The following is a 16,863-nucleotide window of genomic DNA, read 5'->3' as shown; positions in this document are numbered from 1 at the left end:
GCCAAAAACGAGCGGCGAAACAGATTGAACCTTGAAAACTGAACAAAACAAGACAAAACGTCAACGTTAATTCTAGTAAGAACACAGTTCTTACAAAGTTGCTAACACTTTAAAATTAGCAAATGAGCAAGTCAAACTTCTATCGGAGAGTTTGATCCTGGCTCAGGACGAACGCTGGCGGCGTGCCTAATACATGCAAGTCGAGCGGACTGATGGGAGCTTGCTCCCTGAAGTCAGCGGCGGACGGGTGAGTAACACGTGGGTAACCTGCCTGTAAGACTGGGATAACTCCGGGAAACCGGGGCTAATACCGGATACTTCTTATCCTCGCATGAGGAAAAGTGGAAAGGTGGCTTTTAGCTACCACTTACAGATGGACCCGCGGCGCATTAGCTAGTTGGTGAGGTAACGGCTCACCAAGGCGACGATGCGTAGCCGACCTGAGAGGGTGATCGGCCACACTGGGACTGAGACACGGCCCAGACTCCTACGGGAGGCAGCAGTAGGGAATCTTCCGCAATGGACGAAAGTCTGACGGAGCAACGCCGCGTGAGTGATGAAGGTTTTCGGATCGTAAAGCTCTGTTGTTAGGGAAGAACAAGTACCGTTCGAATAGGGCGGTGCCTTGACGGTACCTAACCAGAAAGCCACGGCTAACTACGTGCCAGCAGCCGCGGTAATACGTAGGTGGCAAGCGTTGTCCGGAATTATTGGGCGTAAAGCGCGCGCAGGCGGTCTCTTAAGTCTGATGTGAAAGCCCACGGCTCAACCGTGGAGGGTCATTGGAAACTGGGGGACTTGAGTACAGAAGAGGAAAGTGGAATTCCACGTGTAGCGGTGAAATGCGTAGATATGTGGAGGAACACCAGTGGCGAAGGCGACTTTCTGGTCTGTAACTGACGCTGAGGCGCGAAAGCGTGGGGAGCAAACAGGATTAGATACCCTGGTAGTCCACGCCGTAAACGATGAGTGCTAAGTGTTAGAGGGTTTCCGCCCTTTAGTGCTGCAGCTAACGCATTAAGCACTCCGCCTGGGGAGTACGGTCGCAAGACTGAAACTCAAAGGAATTGACGGGGGCCCGCACAAGCGGTGGAGCATGTGGTTTAATTCGAAGCAACGCGAAGAACCTTACCAGGTCTTGACATCCTCTGACAACCCTAGAGATAGGGCTTTCCCCTTCGGGGGACAGAGTGACAGGTGGTGCATGGTTGTCGTCAGCTCGTGTCGTGAGATGTTGGGTTAAGTCCCGCAACGAGCGCAACCCTTGATCTTAGTTGCCAGCATTCAGTTGGGCACTCTAAGATGACTGCCGGTGACAAACCGGAGGAAGGTGGGGATGACGTCAAATCATCATGCCCCTTATGACCTGGGCTACACACGTGCTACAATGGACGGTACAAAGGGCAGCAAGACCGCGAGGTTTAGCAAATCCCATAAAACCGTTCTCAGTTCGGATTGCAGGCTGCAACTCGCCTGCATGAAGCTGGAATCGCTAGTAATCGCGGATCAGCATGCCGCGGTGAATACGTTCCCGGGCCTTGTACACACCGCCCGTCACACCACGAGAGTTTGTAACACCCGAAGTCGGTGAGGTAACCTTTTGGAGCCAGCCGCCTAAGGTGGGACAGATGATTGGGGTGAAGTCGTAACAAGGTAGCCGTATCGGAAGGTGCGGCTGGATCACCTCCTTTCTAAGGATATATGAGACGTGACGATTTGATTTTGTTTTGTTCAGTTTTGATGGTTTAATACCGTCAAAACATTGTTCTTTGAAAACTAGATAAAGATATATGAAGAAAGTCAAGAAAGAACCGAGAATTTGCCATTTTAGGATATCTCTTATGAGATATTGTTTGATTAACCATTTGGTTAAGTTAGAAAGGGCGCACGGTGGATGCCTTGGCACTAGGAGCCGATGAAGGACGGGACTAACACCGATATGCTTCGGGGAGCTGTAAGTAAGCTTTGATCCGGAGATTTCCGAATGGGGGAACCCACTGCACGTAATGGTGCAGTATCCATATTTGAATACATAGAGTATGGAAGGCAGACCCGGGGAACTGAAACATCTAAGTACCCGGAGGAAGAGAAAGCAAACGCGATTCCCTGAGTAGCGGCGAGCGAAACGGGATTAGCCCAAACCAAGAGGCTTGCCTCTTGGGGTTGTAGGACACTCTATACGGAGTTACAAAGGAACGAAGTAGACGAAGAAGTCTGGAAAGGCTCGTCACAGAAGGTAATAACCCTGTAGTCGAAACTTCGTTCCCTCTTGAGTGGATCCTGAGTACGGCGGGACACGTGAAATCCCGTCGGAAGCTGGGAGGACCATCTCCCAAGGCTAAATACTCCCTAGTGACCGATAGTGAACCAGTACCGTGAGGGAAAGGTGAAAAGCACCCCGGAAGGGGAGTGAAATAGAACCTGAAACCGTGTGCCTACAAGTAGTCAGAGCCCGTTAACGGGTGATGGCGTGCCTTTTGTAGAATGAACCGGCGAGTTACGATCCCATGCAAGGTTAAGTCGGAAAGACGGAGCCGCAGCGAAAGCGAGTCTGAATAGGGCGAATGAGTATGTGGTCGTAGACCCGAAACCAGGTGATCTACCCATGTCCAGGGTGAAGTTCAGGTAACACTGAATGGAGGCCCGAACCCACGCACGTTGAAAAGTGCGGGGATGAGGTGTGGGTAGCGGAGAAATTCCAATCGAACTTGGAGATAGCTGGTTCTCTCCGAAATAGCTTTAGGGCTAGCCTCATGTAGTAAGAGTCTTGGAGGTAGAGCACTGTTTGGACTAGGGGCCCTCATCGGGTTACCGAATTCAGACAAACTCCGAATGCCAAAGACTTATCCATGGGAGTCAGACTGCGAGTGATAAGATCCGTAGTCGAAAGGGAAACAGCCCAGACCACCAGCTAAGGTCCCAAAGTATACGTTAAGTGGAAAAGGATGTGGAGTTGCTTAGACAACCAGGATGTTGGCTTAGAAGCAGCCACCATTTAAAGAGTGCGTAATAGCTCACTGGTCGAGTGACTCTGCGCCGAAAATGTACCGGGGCTAAACGTATCACCGAAGCTGTGGATTGACACCGTTTGGTGTCAGTGGTAGGAGAGCGTTCTAAGGGCTGAGAAGCTGGACCGTAAGGACTGGTGGAGCGCTTAGAAGTGAGAATGCCGGTATGAGTAGCGAAAGACAGGTGAGAATCCTGTCCACCGAATGCCTAAGGTTTCCTGAGGAAGGCTCGTCCGCTCAGGGTTAGTCGGGACCTAAGCCGAGGCCGAAAGGCGTAGGCGATGGACAACAGGTTGATATTCCTGTACCACCTCTTTTCCGTTTGAGCAATGGGGGGACGCAGGAGGATAGGGTAAGCGCGCTGCTGGATATGCGCGTCTAAGCAGTTAGGCTGGTGATGAGGCAAATCCCGTCACCGTGAAGGCTGAGCTGTGATAGCGAGGGAAATATAGTACCGAAGTTCCTGATTCCACACTGCCAAGAAAAGCCTCTAGCGAGGAAAAAGGTGCCCGTACCGCAAACCGACACAGGTAGGCGAGGAGAGAATCCTAAGGTGAGCGAGAGAACTCTCGTTAAGGAACTCGGCAAAATGACCCCGTAACTTCGGGAGAAGGGGTGCTCTGTTAGGGTGCAAGCCCGAGAGAGCCGCAGTGAATAGGCCCAGGCGACTGTTTAGCAAAAACACAGGTCTCTGCGAAGCCGTAAGGCGAAGTATAGGGGCTGACGCCTGCCCGGTGCTGGAAGGTTAAGGGGAATGCTTAGCGCAAGCGAAGGTGCGAACCGAAGCCCCAGTAAACGGCGGCCGTAACTATAACGGTCCTAAGGTAGCGAAATTCCTTGTCGGGTAAGTTCCGACCCGCACGAAAGGCGCAACGATCTGGGCACTGTCTCAACGAGAGACTCGGTGAAATTATAGTACCTGTGAAGATGCAGGTTACCCGCGACAGGACGGAAAGACCCCGTGGAGCTTTACTGTAGCCTGATATTGAATTTTGGCACAGCTTGTACAGGATAGGTAGGAGCCTTGGAAACCGGAGCGCCAGCTTCGGTGGAGGCGCTGGTGGGATACTACCCTGGCTGTGTTGAACTTCTAACCCTCGCCCCTGATCGGGGTGGGAGACAGTGTCAGGTGGGCAGTTTGACTGGGGCGGTCGCCTCCTAAAGAGTAACGGAGGCGCCCAAAGGTTCCCTCAGAATGGTTGGAAATCATTCGCAGAGTGTAAAGGCACAAGGGAGCTTGACTGCGAGACCTACAAGTCGAGCAGGGACGAAAGTCGGGCTTAGTGATCCGGTGGTTCCGCATGGAAGGGCCATCGCTCAACGGATAAAAGCTACCCCGGGGATAACAGGCTTATCTCCCCCAAGAGTCCACATCGACGGGGAGGTTTGGCACCTCGATGTCGGCTCATCGCATCCTGGGGCTGTAGTCGGTCCCAAGGGTTGGGCTGTTCGCCCATTAAAGCGGTACGCGAGCTGGGTTCAGAACGTCGTGAGACAGTTCGGTCCCTATCCGTCGTGGGCGCAGGAAATTTGAGAGGAGCTGTCCTTAGTACGAGAGGACCGGGATGGACGCACCGCTGGTGTACCAGTTGTCTTGCCAAAGGCATCGCTGGGTAGCTATGTGCGGAAGGGATAAGTGCTGAAAGCATCTAAGCATGAAGCCCCCCTCGAGATGAGATTTCCCATCACTTTATGTGAGTAAGATCCCTGAAAGATGATCAGGTAGATAGGTCTGAGGTGGAAGCGTGGCGACACGTGCAGCTGACAGATACTAATCGATCGAGGACTTAACCACAATTATAGCGAAACTCGGAATACTTTCTTTTCTTCATGCTTTATCTAGTTTTCAGGGAACAATTTTTAAAATAACACTTGATTTTTTGAAAAAGATGGTGTTATAATAAAGCCTGTCCTTTACTGAAAGCAATATTTGTCTGGTGATTAAGGCGAAGAGGTCACACCCGTTCCCATGCCGAACACGGAAGTTAAGCTCTTCAGCGCCGATGGTAGTTGGGGGATCTCCCCCTGTGAGAGTAGGACGTCGCCAGGCTTATCGTTCCGCAGTAGCTCAGTGGTAGAGCTATCGGCTGTTAACCGATCGGTCGCAGGTTCGAATCCTGCCTGCGGAGCCATTGCTTCCATAGCTCAGCAGGTAGAGCACTTCCATGGTAAGGAAGAGGTCACCGGTTCGAGCCCGGTTGGAAGCTTAATAGTTTTATAGTCGGCCCCTTGGTCAAGCGGTTAAGACACCGCCCTTTCACGGCGGTAACACGGGTTCGAATCCCGTAGGGGTCACCAAGCTTTTTTACGAAGCGCAGCGGAGTAAAATAAGCATCCATAATAAAGGCATCAGCGCAAGAAGTAAAAAAAGCATTCTTAAAAGTTAAACTTAAAACCCATTACGGAGGATTAGCTCAGCTGGGAGAGCATCTGCCTTACAAGCAGAGGGTCGGCGGTTCGATCCCGTCATCCTCCACCATTATTCATACTACAATTTAATAAAGTAACGATATTCCAATAAAATGCCGGTGTAGCTCAACTGGTAGAGCAACTGACTTGTAATCAGTAGGTTGGGGGTTCAAGTCCTCTTGCCGGCACCATTTTATTTGGAGGGGTAGCGAAGTGGCTAAACGCGGCGGACTGTAAATCCGCTCCTTCGGGTTCGGCAGTTCGAATCTGCCCCCCTCCACCATTGTTTTTATGAAGTGAAATAACTATTCTTCATTATTGAATACATAAAGCATAAAACGGACATGTTAACTAATGTCTTTTTATTTTTGCTATTATTGGGCTATAGCCAAGCGGTAAGGCATCGCACTTTGACTGCGACATGCGTTGGTTCGAATCCAGCTAGCCCAGCCATTAAGAGCCATTAGCTCAGTTGGTAGAGCATCTGACTTTTAATCAGAGGGTCGAAGGTTCGAGTCCTTCATGGCTCATTAAAAAAAGCTTCCAGATTTTGATCTGGAAGCTTTTTTGTGTTTTGATGATAGCGTGTGAAGATGTAGATTACAGAGTTTGGTCAAATGAATTTCTTTGAATCAAGGGCTATTATGCTGTTTGAGGAGGGTACATCCTATTAGGGGCTACAAACAAGATTATAATAGTGTGAATAGAGTGGAAACAGCGCATTATAAAGGAAGAAAGAATTTATAATAGTGTGATTAGAAGAGAAACACCCTATTATTGTTGATGCATGAATTTAAAATAGGATGATTAAGAAAAAGGGCGTATGGTATGGTCAGATGTACTGCTTTGTCTCATACAGAACCGGTCCAGCCAGCACGCCGCTGGGCAGGCCCCCTGCGCTATTGATCCGTCTAGCTCCAGCGGGCAGCGACTAGCGTACTTCCGGTCTTCCTCCTTGCGATAAGTCAACATCGATTCGCTCATGCTCATCGTGTTTCCTTTATCTCATGCGGAAGCCCTGCAGTCCGTACGTCGCTAAACGCCCGCTTCCGCTTTTGAATCCGGCTAGCTCCGGGGGCCTAGCGGCTAGCGTATTTGCCACAGCCTCCTTTGCGATAAGTCAACATCGATTCGCTGGCGCTTATCGTGTTTCCTTTATCTCAATACGCCTGTGTCAAATCCGTAGGCCCCTGGGCAGGCCCCCTCTGCTTTTGATCCATCCAGCTCCAGCGGGCAGCGACTAGCGTACTTCCGGTCTTCCTCCTTGCGATAAGTCAACATCGATTCGCTCATGCTCATCGTGTTTCCTTTATCTCATGCGGAAGCCCTGCAGTCCGTACGTCGCTAAACGCCCGCTTCCGCTTTTGAATCCGGCTAGCTCCGGGGGCCTAGCGGCTAGCGTATTTGCCACAGCCTCCTTTGCGATAAGTCAACATCGATTCGCTGGCGCTTATCGTGTTTCCTTTATCTCAATACGCCTGTGTCAAATCCGTAGGCCCCTGGGCAGGCCCCCTCTGCTTTTGATCCATCCAGCTCCAGCGGGCAGCGACTAGCGTACTTCCGGTCTTCCTCCTTGCGATAAGTCAACATCGATTCGCTCATGCTCATCGTGTTTCCTTTATCTCATGCGGAAGCCCTGCAGTCCGTACGTCGCTAAACGCCCGCTTCCGCTTTTGAATCCGGCTAGCTCCGGGGGCCTAGCGGCTAGCGTATTTGCCACAGCCTCCTTTGCGATAAGTCAACATCGATTCGCTGGCGCTTATCGTGTTTCCTTTATCTCAATACGCCTGTGTCAAATCCGTAGGCCCCTGGGCAGGCCCCCTCTGCTTTTGATCCATCCAGCTCCAGCGGGCAGCGACTAGCGTACTTCCGGTCTTCCTCCTTGCGATAAGTCAACATCGATTCGCTCATGCTCATCGTGTTTCCTTTATCTCATGCGGAAGCCCTGCAGTCCGTACGTCGCTAAACGCCCGCTTCCGCTTTTGAATCCGGCTAGCTCCGGGGGCCTAGCGGCTAGCGTATTTGCCACAGCCTCCTTTGCGATAAGTCAACATCGATTCGCTGGCGCTTATCGTGTTTCCTTTATCTCAATACGCCTGTGTCAAATCCGTAGGCCCCTGGGCAGGCCCCCTCTGCTTTTGATCCATCCAGCTCCAGCGGGCAGCGACTAGCGTACTTCCGGTCTTCCTCCTTTGCGATAAGTCAACATCGATTCGCTCATGCTCATCGTGTTTCCTTTATCTCATGCGGAAGCCCTGCAGTCCGTACGTCGCTAAACGCCCGCTTCCGCTTTTGAATCCGGCTAGCTCCGGGGGCCTAGCGGCTAGCGTATTTGCCACAGCCTCCTTTGCGATAAGTCAACATCGATTCGCTGGCGCTTATCGTGTTTCCTTTATCTCAATACGCCTGTGTCAAATCCGTACGCCCCTGGGCAGGCCCCCTCTGCTTTTGATCCGTCCAGCTCCAGCGGGCAGCGACTAGCGTACTTCCGGTCTTCCTCCTTGCGATAAGTCAACATCGATTCGCTCATGCTCATCGTGTTTCCTTTTATCTCATGCGGAAGCCCTGCAGTCCGTACGTCGCTAAACGCCCGCTTCCGCTTTTGAATATATATACACCATCTTGTCCGGTTGAGTCATGTTGGTTTGTTTCGATACAATGGTAGTAGAAAAAGTGAGGAGGAATAGTATGAAGAAGAATATATCAATTATTGGCGTACCGATGGATTTGGGCCAGATGCGCCGTGGTGTAGATATGGGACCGAGCGCTATCCGTTATGCCGGCGTGGCGGAGAGACTTGAAAACCTGGGTCATACGATCAATGATTTAGGGAATATTGAAATTGCTCAGCCTGAGCGAGTACATACATCCGATTCCAATTTGAGAAATTTAAAAGCGGTTGCAGAAGGTAATCAGAAGCTTGCTGATAAAGTGGATAGTGTGATTCAAGGAAAAGATTTCCCGCTGGTTTTTGGCGGTGACCACAGTATTGCAATTGGGACTCTGGCTGGGGTGTCAAAGCATTATGAAAATCTTGGTGTTATTTGGTATGATGCCCATGGTGATTTGAATACGAGTGATACTTCACCATCCGGGAATATCCATGGCATGCCGCTTGCAGTCAGCCTGGGTATCGGCGATGAAAGCCTTACTGGCATTGGTGGTTATACACCAAAGGTCAAGCCTGAAAATATTGTGATTATCGGCGCCCGTTCTTTGGATGAAGGCGAAAGAGAACTGATTAAGGAACGCGGCATCAAAGTATTTACAATGCATGAGGTTGACCGCATGGGAATGACGAAAGTGATGGAAGAAGCAATCAGTTACTTGAAAGACAAGACTGACGGGGTTCACTTGTCATTGGATTTAGATGGTCTTGATCCGAGTGACGCTCCAGGGGTAGGAACTCCTGTACTTGGCGGGATCAGCTATCGTGAAAGCCATTTGGCTATGGAAATGCTGGCTGAATCCAACTTGGTTACATCCGCAGAGTTTGTTGAAGTTAATCCAATCTTGGATGATAAGAATCGTACCGCTTCAGTTGCTGTTGCCCTGATGGGATCTCTTTTCGGCGAGAAACTTTTATAATTTTATAAATGAATACAAAGAAGCAGCTTCATCGATGAAGCTGCTTCTTTATAATTCTTCTGTTTTCTGTTCAAAGGTATTTAACAAGTTATCAAGCTTTGCGCTGATTTCAACCACCTTCTCGTTTGCAAAGGAGGATTGAAGGGCCATCTCGACCATCCTGCTTCTATGCTCCTCTATCTGTTTTAGTAATTCAGCTCTCCCCACACCTATTACCTCGTTTCCGACTTTATTTAGTACTTTTATACCCGCTTACAAAAAAATGTAAACATAATGTGCTAAAATTTGTTAGGATAGAATAGTAAAAAAAATTGAAACCTTTTTGCTATACGTTCGTATATATGTATAGCCGCATAGAGCGGAGGTATAAAATGGATGCGCTAGTCAATAAAAGAATAAAGCAGGTGCTTAAAGGCGACCAGGATGCATTTGCCGAAGTCATAGAGTTGTATAAAGATAAAGTATTCCAGATTTGTTTCCGTATGTTGGGGAACCGCCATGAAGCAGAAGATATTTCTCAGGAGGCTTTTATAAGGGCCTATGTAAATATTCATACCTTTAATCAGAAAAGGAAATTCTCCACATGGCTTTACAGGATTGCCACCAACCTTTGTATCGACAGGATCAGGAAAAAGAAACCTGATTATTATCTTGATGCTGAGGTAACCGGAACGGATGGATTAACAATGTATTCTCAAGTAGCCGCTGACGGCCAGCTGCCTGAAGAAGAAGTGGAAGAAATGGAACTTCAGGAAGAGATCCAAAGGCAGATCCTGAAGCTGCCTGACAAATACAGGTCGGTCATCGTATTGAAATATATCGAAGAATTATCGCTTCTGGAAATCAGTGAAATTCTGGATTTGCCCTTGGGCACGGTGAAGACGAGAATACATAGAGGGCGAGAGGCTCTCAGAAAACAATTAAGAAATGTGTAGGAAGGGTGTGAAGCCTTTGAAAACTTGTTGTTCTGAAGAATATGAAGAGTATATCCACGAATATTTAGATGAAGAAATTACACAAGATCATGAAAAGAAATTGAAGGAACATCTTCAAAGGTGTGAAGACTGTCAGCAATTTTTCCATGAAATGAAAAAATCGATTGCACTGGTACAAAGTACGTCTCATATACATGCACCTGATGATTTTACAAGCAAGGTAATGGCAAACCTGCCGAGAGAAAAGAAAAAGGTCGGGGTCCAGAGATGGCTGCGGCACCATCCGCTTGTGACTGCGGCTTCACTGTTCTTTATCTTTATGATTGGCAGCCTGTTTACCTCCTGGAATGAAAGTGAGGAATTTGCCTTTACAAAACAGCCGGATTTAATCGTGCAAGACCACACTGTCATTGTGCCTGAAGGGAAAGTGGTAGATGGGAACATTACAGTGAAAAATGGAGACCTCAAGGTTGAGGGGAAGGTCAACGGGGATATAACGGTTATCAATGGCAAGCAGTACTTAGCGTCAGCTGGAAGTGTGACAGGTGATATTAAAGAAATCGATGCGGCATTTGAATGGTTATGGTATCAAATAAAAAAAGGTTTTAAAGAGACAATGGACTGGTTTGAAACGGAGCCAGAGGGTATATAGATAACAAATACAGGATTTGTTTCGGAGAGGGCATATCACCTTCGAAGCAGTCCTTTTCTTTTAGGCTTTAAGAAGGGCTGGCCAGGAAATTGTCTTGATTTGTTATACGCCTCTTTATTGCTATTATTCCGTATCTCAAGGTTCTTTGTGATATAATAATGAAGTTACTAATTACATAGCCATTTTCACGGCTATCCCTTTAGATCACTTCTATTGGAGGATACCATATGCCGTTTTTTGATGTTTACTCAAATTATTCCGTACTGGATTATGCCTCAGATATTATTGACATACTCCTGGTATGGTTTGTTATCTACAAATTAATAATGTTAATCAAGGGAACAAAAGCCGTTCAGCTCTTAAAAGGGATCTTTGTGATCATTATCGTAAGAGGGCTGAGTGGACTGCTGGGTCTGGACACCCTGAGGTCCTTGGTCGATCAGGCCATTGATTGGGGTATCCTGGCGATCATCATTATCTTCCAGCCGGAACTTCGCCGGGCGCTTGAGCAGCTGGGAAGAGGAAGGCTGTTCTCCAGAAGCGGAAACCAGGAGGAAGAAGAGCAGGGACAGATGATCGAGGCGATTGGCAAGGCCGTCAGTTATATGGCCAAGAGGAGAATAGGCGCCCTTTTATCCATTGAGAGGGAAACGGGCCTGAGTGAATACATAGAAACAGGTATACCGATTCATTCAAAGATTTCTTCAGAATTGCTGATCAATATCTTTATTCCTAATACTCCGCTGCATGATGGTGCAGTCATTCTTCAAAAAAGACGGATTGCAGCTGCTGCCTGCTATCTGCCGCTGTCTGAGAGCCCGTTCATTTCAAAAGAATTGGGAACCCGGCACAGGGCTGCATTAGGGATCAGTGAAGTGACGGACAGTATAACAATCGTTGTTTCAGAAGAGACTGGCAGCATATCGGTTACCATGAATGGAGATTTGAAAAGGAATGTGTCGGTCGAGGATCTAAAACTGATCCTAGAGCATGAGCTGATAGGAGAAAAAGCAAATGCTTCCTCTACAAAATGGAGCTGGAGGGGGAAGAGAGACAATGGATAAATTCATCGAGAATCGCTGGTTTATGCGTGTAGTGGGATTGCTTTTAGCCTTTGTACTCTATGCTTCTGTGAATTTTGATGAAATGGCCATGCAAAGAAGTGAAAGCAGCAACCCGCAGGAAAATACAGAGACGATTGCCAATGTGCCTGTCGAAGTTTTTTATGATAGTGAAAATCTGTTTGTAAGCGGAGTTCCTGAAACGGTCAACATTGAGGTGGAGGGGCCCAAAAACCTGGTCACTCAAGCTAAGACTCTTAGGGACTTTCATGTATACGCCGATTTAAACGATCTTAGAATCGGGGATCATCAGGTCGACCTGAAAATTGAGGGGATATCGGATAAGCTGCAAGTAAAGGTGACCCCTTCTTTTGCCAATGTCTCCATACAGGAAAAAGTGACAGAAGAATTTGCTGTGGAACCGGAATTCAATGAATCGCTCCTGGCAGAAGGATTTGAAGCCACAAGTATAACTGCCGACCCTAAGACGATAGAGGTTACAGGGGCTAAAGATGTCATAGAGCAAATCACCTATGTGGTTGCAACCCTTGATATCAATAAAGTCGTTGAGGGTACGGTTTCAAGAGAAGCGAGAGTCCAGGTTCTCGACAGTGACTATAACAAGCTGAATGTCGTCATCAAACCGGAAACGGTGGATGTGACGGTGGAAGTAGTAAATCCAAGCAAAGAGGTTTCCGTAGCTGTCACAGAAAAAGGGGAACTTCCGGATGGACTGGAGATTGAAACCATTACAGTCGAACCGAAGAAGGTAACCGCTTTCGGAAAGCAAACAGTCCTCAATACACTCAATGAGTTAACAGCTGAAATAGACTTAAGCGAAATAACGAAAGACGAGACAATAGAGGTACCCCTGAAACTTCCGGACGGCCTCAATAAGACAACACCTGAAACGGTAAAAGTAAAGATCGATTTGAAGAAAGTAGAAGAAAAGACAGTCATGGGAAATTCCATAACGCTTGAAGGTGCCGAGGAAGACTTGGAGTATGAGTTTCTGGATCCTGAGACTGGAACGGTGGATATAAGGATTTCAGGGTTTAGCGAACAACTCGATTCGGTCAATTCCCAATCATTCTCGCTGTTTGCAAATGTAACAGGACTGGCCCCTGGCGAACATGAAGTTGAACTTGTCGCCGAGGGTCCTGATGACATCGAATGGGAATTAACAAACAATAAAGTTACAATCCAAATACAAGAGAAAATACCGGCTTAATTAGTACATAATTCATTAAGCCCACTTAAGGAGCGATATCAATGGGAAAGTATTTCGGGACAGATGGTGTAAGAGGAATTGCTAATACAGAGCTGACTCCTGAGTTAGCCTTTAAATTAGGACGTTTTGGCGGATATGTTTTAACGAAAGATGCTGAACGGCCGAAAATTCTAATTGGCCGCGATACGAGAATTTCAGGCCATATGCTTGAAGGTGCACTGGTTGCCGGTTTGCTTTCAATCGGTGCTGAAGTTATGCGCCTTGGAGTCATTTCCACTCCTGGAGTAGCCTACTTGACTAAAGCTTTGGATGCACAGGCGGGAGTGATGATTTCCGCTTCACATAACCCGGTGGGTGACAATGGCATCAAGTTTTTCGGTTCAGACGGATTTAAGCTGTCCGACGATCAGGAGAAAGAGATTGAGGAACTACTCGATAAGTCAGAGGACGAATTGCCTCGTCCAATCGGCGCCGATCTTGGACAAGTCAGCGATTATTTTGAAGGCGGGCAGAAGTATCTCCAATACCTGAAACAGTCAGTGGATGAAGAGTTTGAAGGTTTGACCATAGCATTGGATTGCGCACATGGAGCAACTTCATCATTAGCTCCACATCTTTTTGCCGACCTTGATGCCGACCTGATTACGATGGGGGCTTCTCCGAACGGATTAAATATTAATGATGGGGTAGGTTCGACACATCCGGAAGAGCTCGCCCAGTTAGTCAAAGATAAAGGTGCGGATGTCGGCCTTGCTTTTGACGGAGACGGTGACCGCTTGATTGCAATTGATGAAAATGGAGAAATTGTAGATGGCGACCAGATTATGTTCATCTGCGCCAAGCATCTTAAGTCTGAGGGACGACTGAAGCAGTCAACTGTCGTATCGACTGTCATGAGCAACCTGGGCTTTCATAAAGGCATGGAATCCAACGATATTCAGAGTATCCAAACAGCTGTCGGTGATCGCTATGTAGTGGAAGAAATGCGCAAGAGTAACTATACCCTGGGAGGAGAGCAGTCCGGCCATATTATCTTCCTGGATTACAATACAACCGGGGATGGACTGTTAACAGGCATCCAGTTAGTTAATATCATGAAGTTGACTGGCAAATCATTATCAGAACTTGCCGGGGAAATGAAAAAGTTTCCACAGAAACTCGTCAACGTGAAAGTCACAGACAAATATCATGTAACAGATAATGCTGAAGTCAAAGCTGTGATCGAGAAGGTCGAAGCGGAAATGAACGGAAACGGGAGAATCCTTGTCCGCCCTTCAGGCACAGAACCGCTTGTAAGGGTGATGGCTGAAGCTCCGACAGAAGAACTATGTGGAAAATATGTAGATGAAATTGCCCAGGTCGTTCAAGAAGAAATGGGCTTGAAATAAGAAAAAAGAATTGGGTATGCATAAGAGGGACCGCCAAGGCCTCTTATGCATATTTTTTAATATGTCCTTTTTTACAGCACAGCCCAGCATGGACTCACAGCAATTGGCTGGTTTAAATGACTGGATTGCGGGAAAATAACGTAAGCATTCAATTAATATGTAGAACGATTTTTGGCTCATTCGAGTGAAACAGAGTTTCACTCGCCTTTCAGCATAGCTGAAAGGTCGCCCGTGGAAGGGAAAATGGCAGGAGCAAACGAGTTTGCTCTTCCATTTTCCCTTCCACGGGCGGAAATGAGCCAAAAATCAACTAAGTTCCCGTCTTTTTATTGTGCTGCTAACAAATTTTTATTGACGATTCATTCGGGGTATTGTATGATTATCCTGTTTTTGATTCACATGAATGTGATTCAGAACGTATTCAAAGATACTTGGGAGGATAGGGGTTAATAAAGATTCATAAGCGCCAGGGCTAAACCATTGAACTGGGTAGGTTTAGTTGACGAGGTGGAGGTTCATCGATTATTCGGCGGATGCCTCCCGGCTTAACGCAGAGCCGTCAATTTCTTTCTTAAATCATCGAGGCAACTTGATGGACAAAGGAAAGAAAATGCAAACATTGAAATTATAATCAGAGATAAGGGGGCAAGAAGCCCCCGCGCTTTCTCGCCCCCTTATCAATTAGGGAGGAAAAGAATTATGTGTGGTATCGTAGGATATATTGGAAATAAGGACGCGAAAGAAATTTTATTAAAAGGACTTGAAAAGCTTGAATACCGCGGCTATGATTCTGCAGGAATCGCCGTGAAAAACGCTGACGGAGTCCACGTCTTCAAAGAGAAAGGCAGAATTGCTGACCTTCGTGACAATGTAGATGAAAATGTGCTATCCAATACAGGGATCGGCCATACTCGCTGGGCAACTCATGGACCGCCAAGCAGGGTAAATGCTCACCCGCATCAATCAACAACAGAACGTTTTACACTTGTTCATAACGGTGTAATCGAGAACTATTCAGCTCTAAAGCGTGAATACCTTGAGGGAGTAACTTTAAAAAGTGACACAGATACTGAAATCGTTGTACAACTGATTGAAAAGTTGGTCAACGAAGGAAGCACTGTAGAAGAAGCGTTCCGTACAACGCTTAAACTTCTTAAAGGCTCTTATGCCATTGCGCTTCTGGATAATCAAAATGATGAAACCATCTTTGTTGCGAAGAACAAAAGCCCACTCCTTGTCGGGCTTGGTGATGACTTCAACGTTGTAGCGAGTGATGCAATGGCTATGCTTCAGGTAACAGATCAGTATGTAGAATTGATGGATAAAGAGACGGTTATCGTTACAAAAGAAAAAGTAACAATCCAAAATCTTGAAGGGGAAGAAGTTTCCCGCGACCCATATACTGCTGAACTGGATGCAAGTGATATCGAAAAAGGCACATACCCACACTATATGCTTAAAGAAATTGATGAGCAGCCTGCGGTTATGCGTAAGATCATCAGTGCTTACCGAAACGATGATCAGGAATTGGAAATCGATGAAGACATCATTACAGCTATGAACAATTCCGACCGTATCTATATCATTGCAGCGGGAACAAGCTACCATGCTGGATTAGTCGGAAAGCAGTTCATCGAAAATATCGCTAAGATTCCGGTAGAGGTACACGTTGCAAGCGAATTCAGCTACAACATGCCTTTGTTATCCCAAAAGCCTTTATTCATCTTCATCTCTCAAAGCGGTGAGACAGCGGATAGCCGTGCTGTTCTTGTCCAAACCAAGAAACTTGGACATAAATCATTGACGGTTACGAATGTTCCAGGTTCAACATTGTCCCGTGAAGCAGACTATACATTGCTTCTTCATGCCGGTCCTGAAATTGCGGTTGCTTCAACTAAAGCGTACACAGCTCAGATTGCCGTGCTTTCCATTCTTGCAGATGTAACGGCTAAATCGCGTGGTATCAAACCAAACTTTGATTTGATTCATGAGCTTGGCATTGTTGGAACAGCAATGGAAGCACTTTGTGATGAGAAAGAAGAGTTCGAAACGATTGCCCGTGATTATCTGGCAACAACACGCAACGCTTTCTTTATCGGCCGCCACCTTGATTACTATGTAGGCCTTGAAGGCTCTCTTAAGCTGAAGGAGATTTCTTACATCCAGGCTGAAGGATTTGCCGGCGGAGAACTAAAACACGGTACCATAGCCCTTATTGAAGAAGGAACGCCTGTCATCGCTCTTGCGACTCAAGAAGCAGTGAATCTTGGTATCCGTGGAAATGTGAAAGAAGTAGCAGCCCGTGGAGCGAATCCTTGCATAATCTCGATGAAGGGGCTCCAAGAGGAAGACGACCGTTTTGTCATTCCTGAAGTGAATGAAATATTAACACCCCTTATCTCTGTAATACCGTTGCAGCTGATTTCTTACTACGCAGCACTTCACCGTGACTGTGACGTAGATAAGCCGCGTAACCTAGCAAAATCAGTTACTGTTGAATAATAGCAAATCAGAAGTCCCCGGAGAGTTACTCTCCGGGGACTTTTTTTGTGTTTTAAGACAAAATCAACAAATAACAGGAATCAGCCATT

At 47.2% G+C, this 16,863-nt stretch carries 12 protein-coding genes, 8 tRNA genes and 3 rRNA genes; 18 read left to right on the top strand and 5 right to left on the bottom strand.

The genetic code is table 11. From position 1 onward, the window contains the following. Nucleotides 1-139 precede the first annotated feature (139 nt). From M1E09_RS21050 to M1E09_RS21000, 11 genes are all read left to right on the top strand, one after another. Nucleotides 140-1,691, top strand: a 16S ribosomal RNA gene (locus M1E09_RS21050). Between the two features lie 176 nt (nucleotides 1,692-1,867). Beyond that, nucleotides 1,868-4,803: ribosomal RNA gene (locus M1E09_RS21045) — 23S ribosomal RNA — on the top strand. 138 nt (nucleotides 4,804-4,941) lie between these two features. Further along, nucleotides 4,942-5,058: ribosomal RNA gene (gene rrf / locus M1E09_RS21040) — 5S ribosomal RNA — on the top strand. Together the 16S, 23S and 5S rRNA genes with 8 tRNA genes alongside form the textbook arrangement of a ribosomal RNA operon. 7 nt (nucleotides 5,059-5,065) lie before the next feature. Beyond that, nucleotides 5,066-5,140 (top strand) — tRNA-Asn (locus M1E09_RS21035). A gap of 2 nt (nucleotides 5,141-5,142) precedes the next feature. Beyond that, nucleotides 5,143-5,215 (top strand) — tRNA-Thr (locus M1E09_RS21030). A 16-nt stretch (nucleotides 5,216-5,231) separates the two neighbouring features. Next, a tRNA-Glu gene (locus M1E09_RS21025) sits at nucleotides 5,232-5,306 on the top strand. 105 nt (nucleotides 5,307-5,411) lie between these two features. Beyond that, nucleotides 5,412-5,487 (top strand) — tRNA-Val (locus tag M1E09_RS21020). Between the two features lie 45 nt (nucleotides 5,488-5,532). Continuing rightward, nucleotides 5,533-5,608 (top strand) — tRNA-Thr (locus M1E09_RS21015). An 8-nt stretch (nucleotides 5,609-5,616) separates the two neighbouring features. Then, a tRNA-Tyr gene (locus M1E09_RS21010) sits at nucleotides 5,617-5,700 on the top strand. A gap of 95 nt (nucleotides 5,701-5,795) precedes the next feature. Beyond that, nucleotides 5,796-5,870 (top strand) — tRNA-Gln (locus tag M1E09_RS21005). A 4-nt stretch (nucleotides 5,871-5,874) separates the two neighbouring features. Beyond that, a tRNA-Lys gene (locus tag M1E09_RS21000) sits at nucleotides 5,875-5,947 on the top strand. 625 nt (nucleotides 5,948-6,572) lie between these two features. On the opposite strand, the gene M1E09_RS20995 is transcribed toward M1E09_RS21000, so the two are convergent. The 4 genes from M1E09_RS20995 to M1E09_RS20980 form a co-directional block, all read right to left on the bottom strand. Further along, entirely contained in the window at nucleotides 6,573-6,716 is a 144-nt protein-coding gene (locus tag M1E09_RS20995) for a hypothetical protein (protein WP_456272740.1), read from the bottom strand. Nucleotides 6,717-6,881: 165 nt separating this feature from the next. Further along, the gene (locus M1E09_RS20990) at nucleotides 6,882-7,025 is read right to left on the bottom strand and encodes a hypothetical protein (RefSeq protein ID WP_456272740.1); all 144 of its coding nucleotides are present in this window, start codon (nucleotides 7,023-7,025) and stop codon (nucleotides 6,882-6,884) included. Nucleotides 7,026-7,190: 165 nt separating this feature from the next. Next, nucleotides 7,191-7,334 carry a hypothetical protein gene (locus M1E09_RS20985; RefSeq protein ID WP_456272740.1) on the bottom strand — a complete coding sequence of 48 codons (144 nt, stop codon included), beginning with the start codon at nucleotides 7,332-7,334 and terminating at the stop codon, nucleotides 7,191-7,193. A gap of 475 nt (nucleotides 7,335-7,809) precedes the next feature. Continuing rightward, the gene (locus M1E09_RS20980; protein WP_456272740.1) at nucleotides 7,810-7,953 is read right to left on the bottom strand and encodes a hypothetical protein; all 144 of its coding nucleotides are present in this window, start codon (nucleotides 7,951-7,953) and stop codon (nucleotides 7,810-7,812) included. 152 nt (nucleotides 7,954-8,105) lie between these two features. On the opposite strand from M1E09_RS20980, the gene rocF reads away from it, so the two are divergent. Continuing rightward, entirely contained in the window at nucleotides 8,106-9,005 is a 900-nt protein-coding gene (gene rocF / locus M1E09_RS20975) for an arginase (RefSeq protein ID WP_456272739.1), read from the top strand. A gap of 48 nt (nucleotides 9,006-9,053) precedes the next feature. On the opposite strand, the gene M1E09_RS20970 is transcribed toward rocF, so the two are convergent. Further along, nucleotides 9,054-9,212 (bottom strand): aspartyl-phosphate phosphatase Spo0E family protein, encoded by a 159-nt coding sequence (locus M1E09_RS20970; protein ID WP_456272738.1) that lies wholly within the window; start codon nucleotides 9,210-9,212, stop codon nucleotides 9,054-9,056. Nucleotides 9,213-9,376: 164 nt separating this feature from the next. On the opposite strand from M1E09_RS20970, the gene sigW reads away from it, so the two are divergent. The 6 genes from sigW (at nucleotide 9,377) to glmS (ending at nucleotide 16,774) form a co-directional block, all read left to right on the top strand. Beyond that, nucleotides 9,377-9,940, top strand: coding sequence for an RNA polymerase sigma factor SigW (sigW, locus tag M1E09_RS20965; protein ID WP_456272737.1), 564 nt, complete (start codon nucleotides 9,377-9,379; stop codon nucleotides 9,938-9,940). Then, nucleotides 9,933-10,592 (top strand): anti-sigma factor family protein, encoded by a 660-nt coding sequence (locus M1E09_RS20960; protein ID WP_456272736.1) that lies wholly within the window; start codon nucleotides 9,933-9,935, stop codon nucleotides 10,590-10,592. Before sigW ends, M1E09_RS20960 begins: the two co-directional genes overlap by 8 nt. Nucleotides 10,593-10,819: 227 nt before the next feature. Next, nucleotides 10,820-11,656, top strand: coding sequence for a diadenylate cyclase CdaA (cdaA, locus tag M1E09_RS20955; protein ID WP_456272735.1), 837 nt, complete (start codon nucleotides 10,820-10,822; stop codon nucleotides 11,654-11,656). Next, nucleotides 11,607-12,884, top strand: coding sequence for a CdaR family protein (locus M1E09_RS20950; RefSeq protein WP_456272734.1), 1,278 nt, complete (start codon nucleotides 11,607-11,609; stop codon nucleotides 12,882-12,884). Before cdaA ends, M1E09_RS20950 begins: the two co-directional genes overlap by 50 nt. A gap of 41 nt (nucleotides 12,885-12,925) precedes the next feature. Further along, a complete protein-coding gene (glmM, locus tag M1E09_RS20945) occupies nucleotides 12,926-14,272 on the top strand; it encodes a phosphoglucosamine mutase (protein ID WP_456272733.1) in 1,347 nt (448 codons plus the stop codon). A gap of 699 nt (nucleotides 14,273-14,971) precedes the next feature. Continuing rightward, nucleotides 14,972-16,774, top strand: a complete 1,803-nt coding sequence (gene glmS / locus M1E09_RS20940; RefSeq protein ID WP_456272732.1) for a glutamine--fructose-6-phosphate transaminase (isomerizing) — start codon at nucleotides 14,972-14,974, stop codon at nucleotides 16,772-16,774. Nucleotides 16,775-16,863: the final 89 nt, after the last annotated feature.

This window comes from Bacillus sp. AK031, from assembly GCF_053903065.1.
The sequence above is the reverse complement of the archived record's forward strand: the minus strand, read 5'-3'. Positions and strand labels throughout refer to the sequence as shown.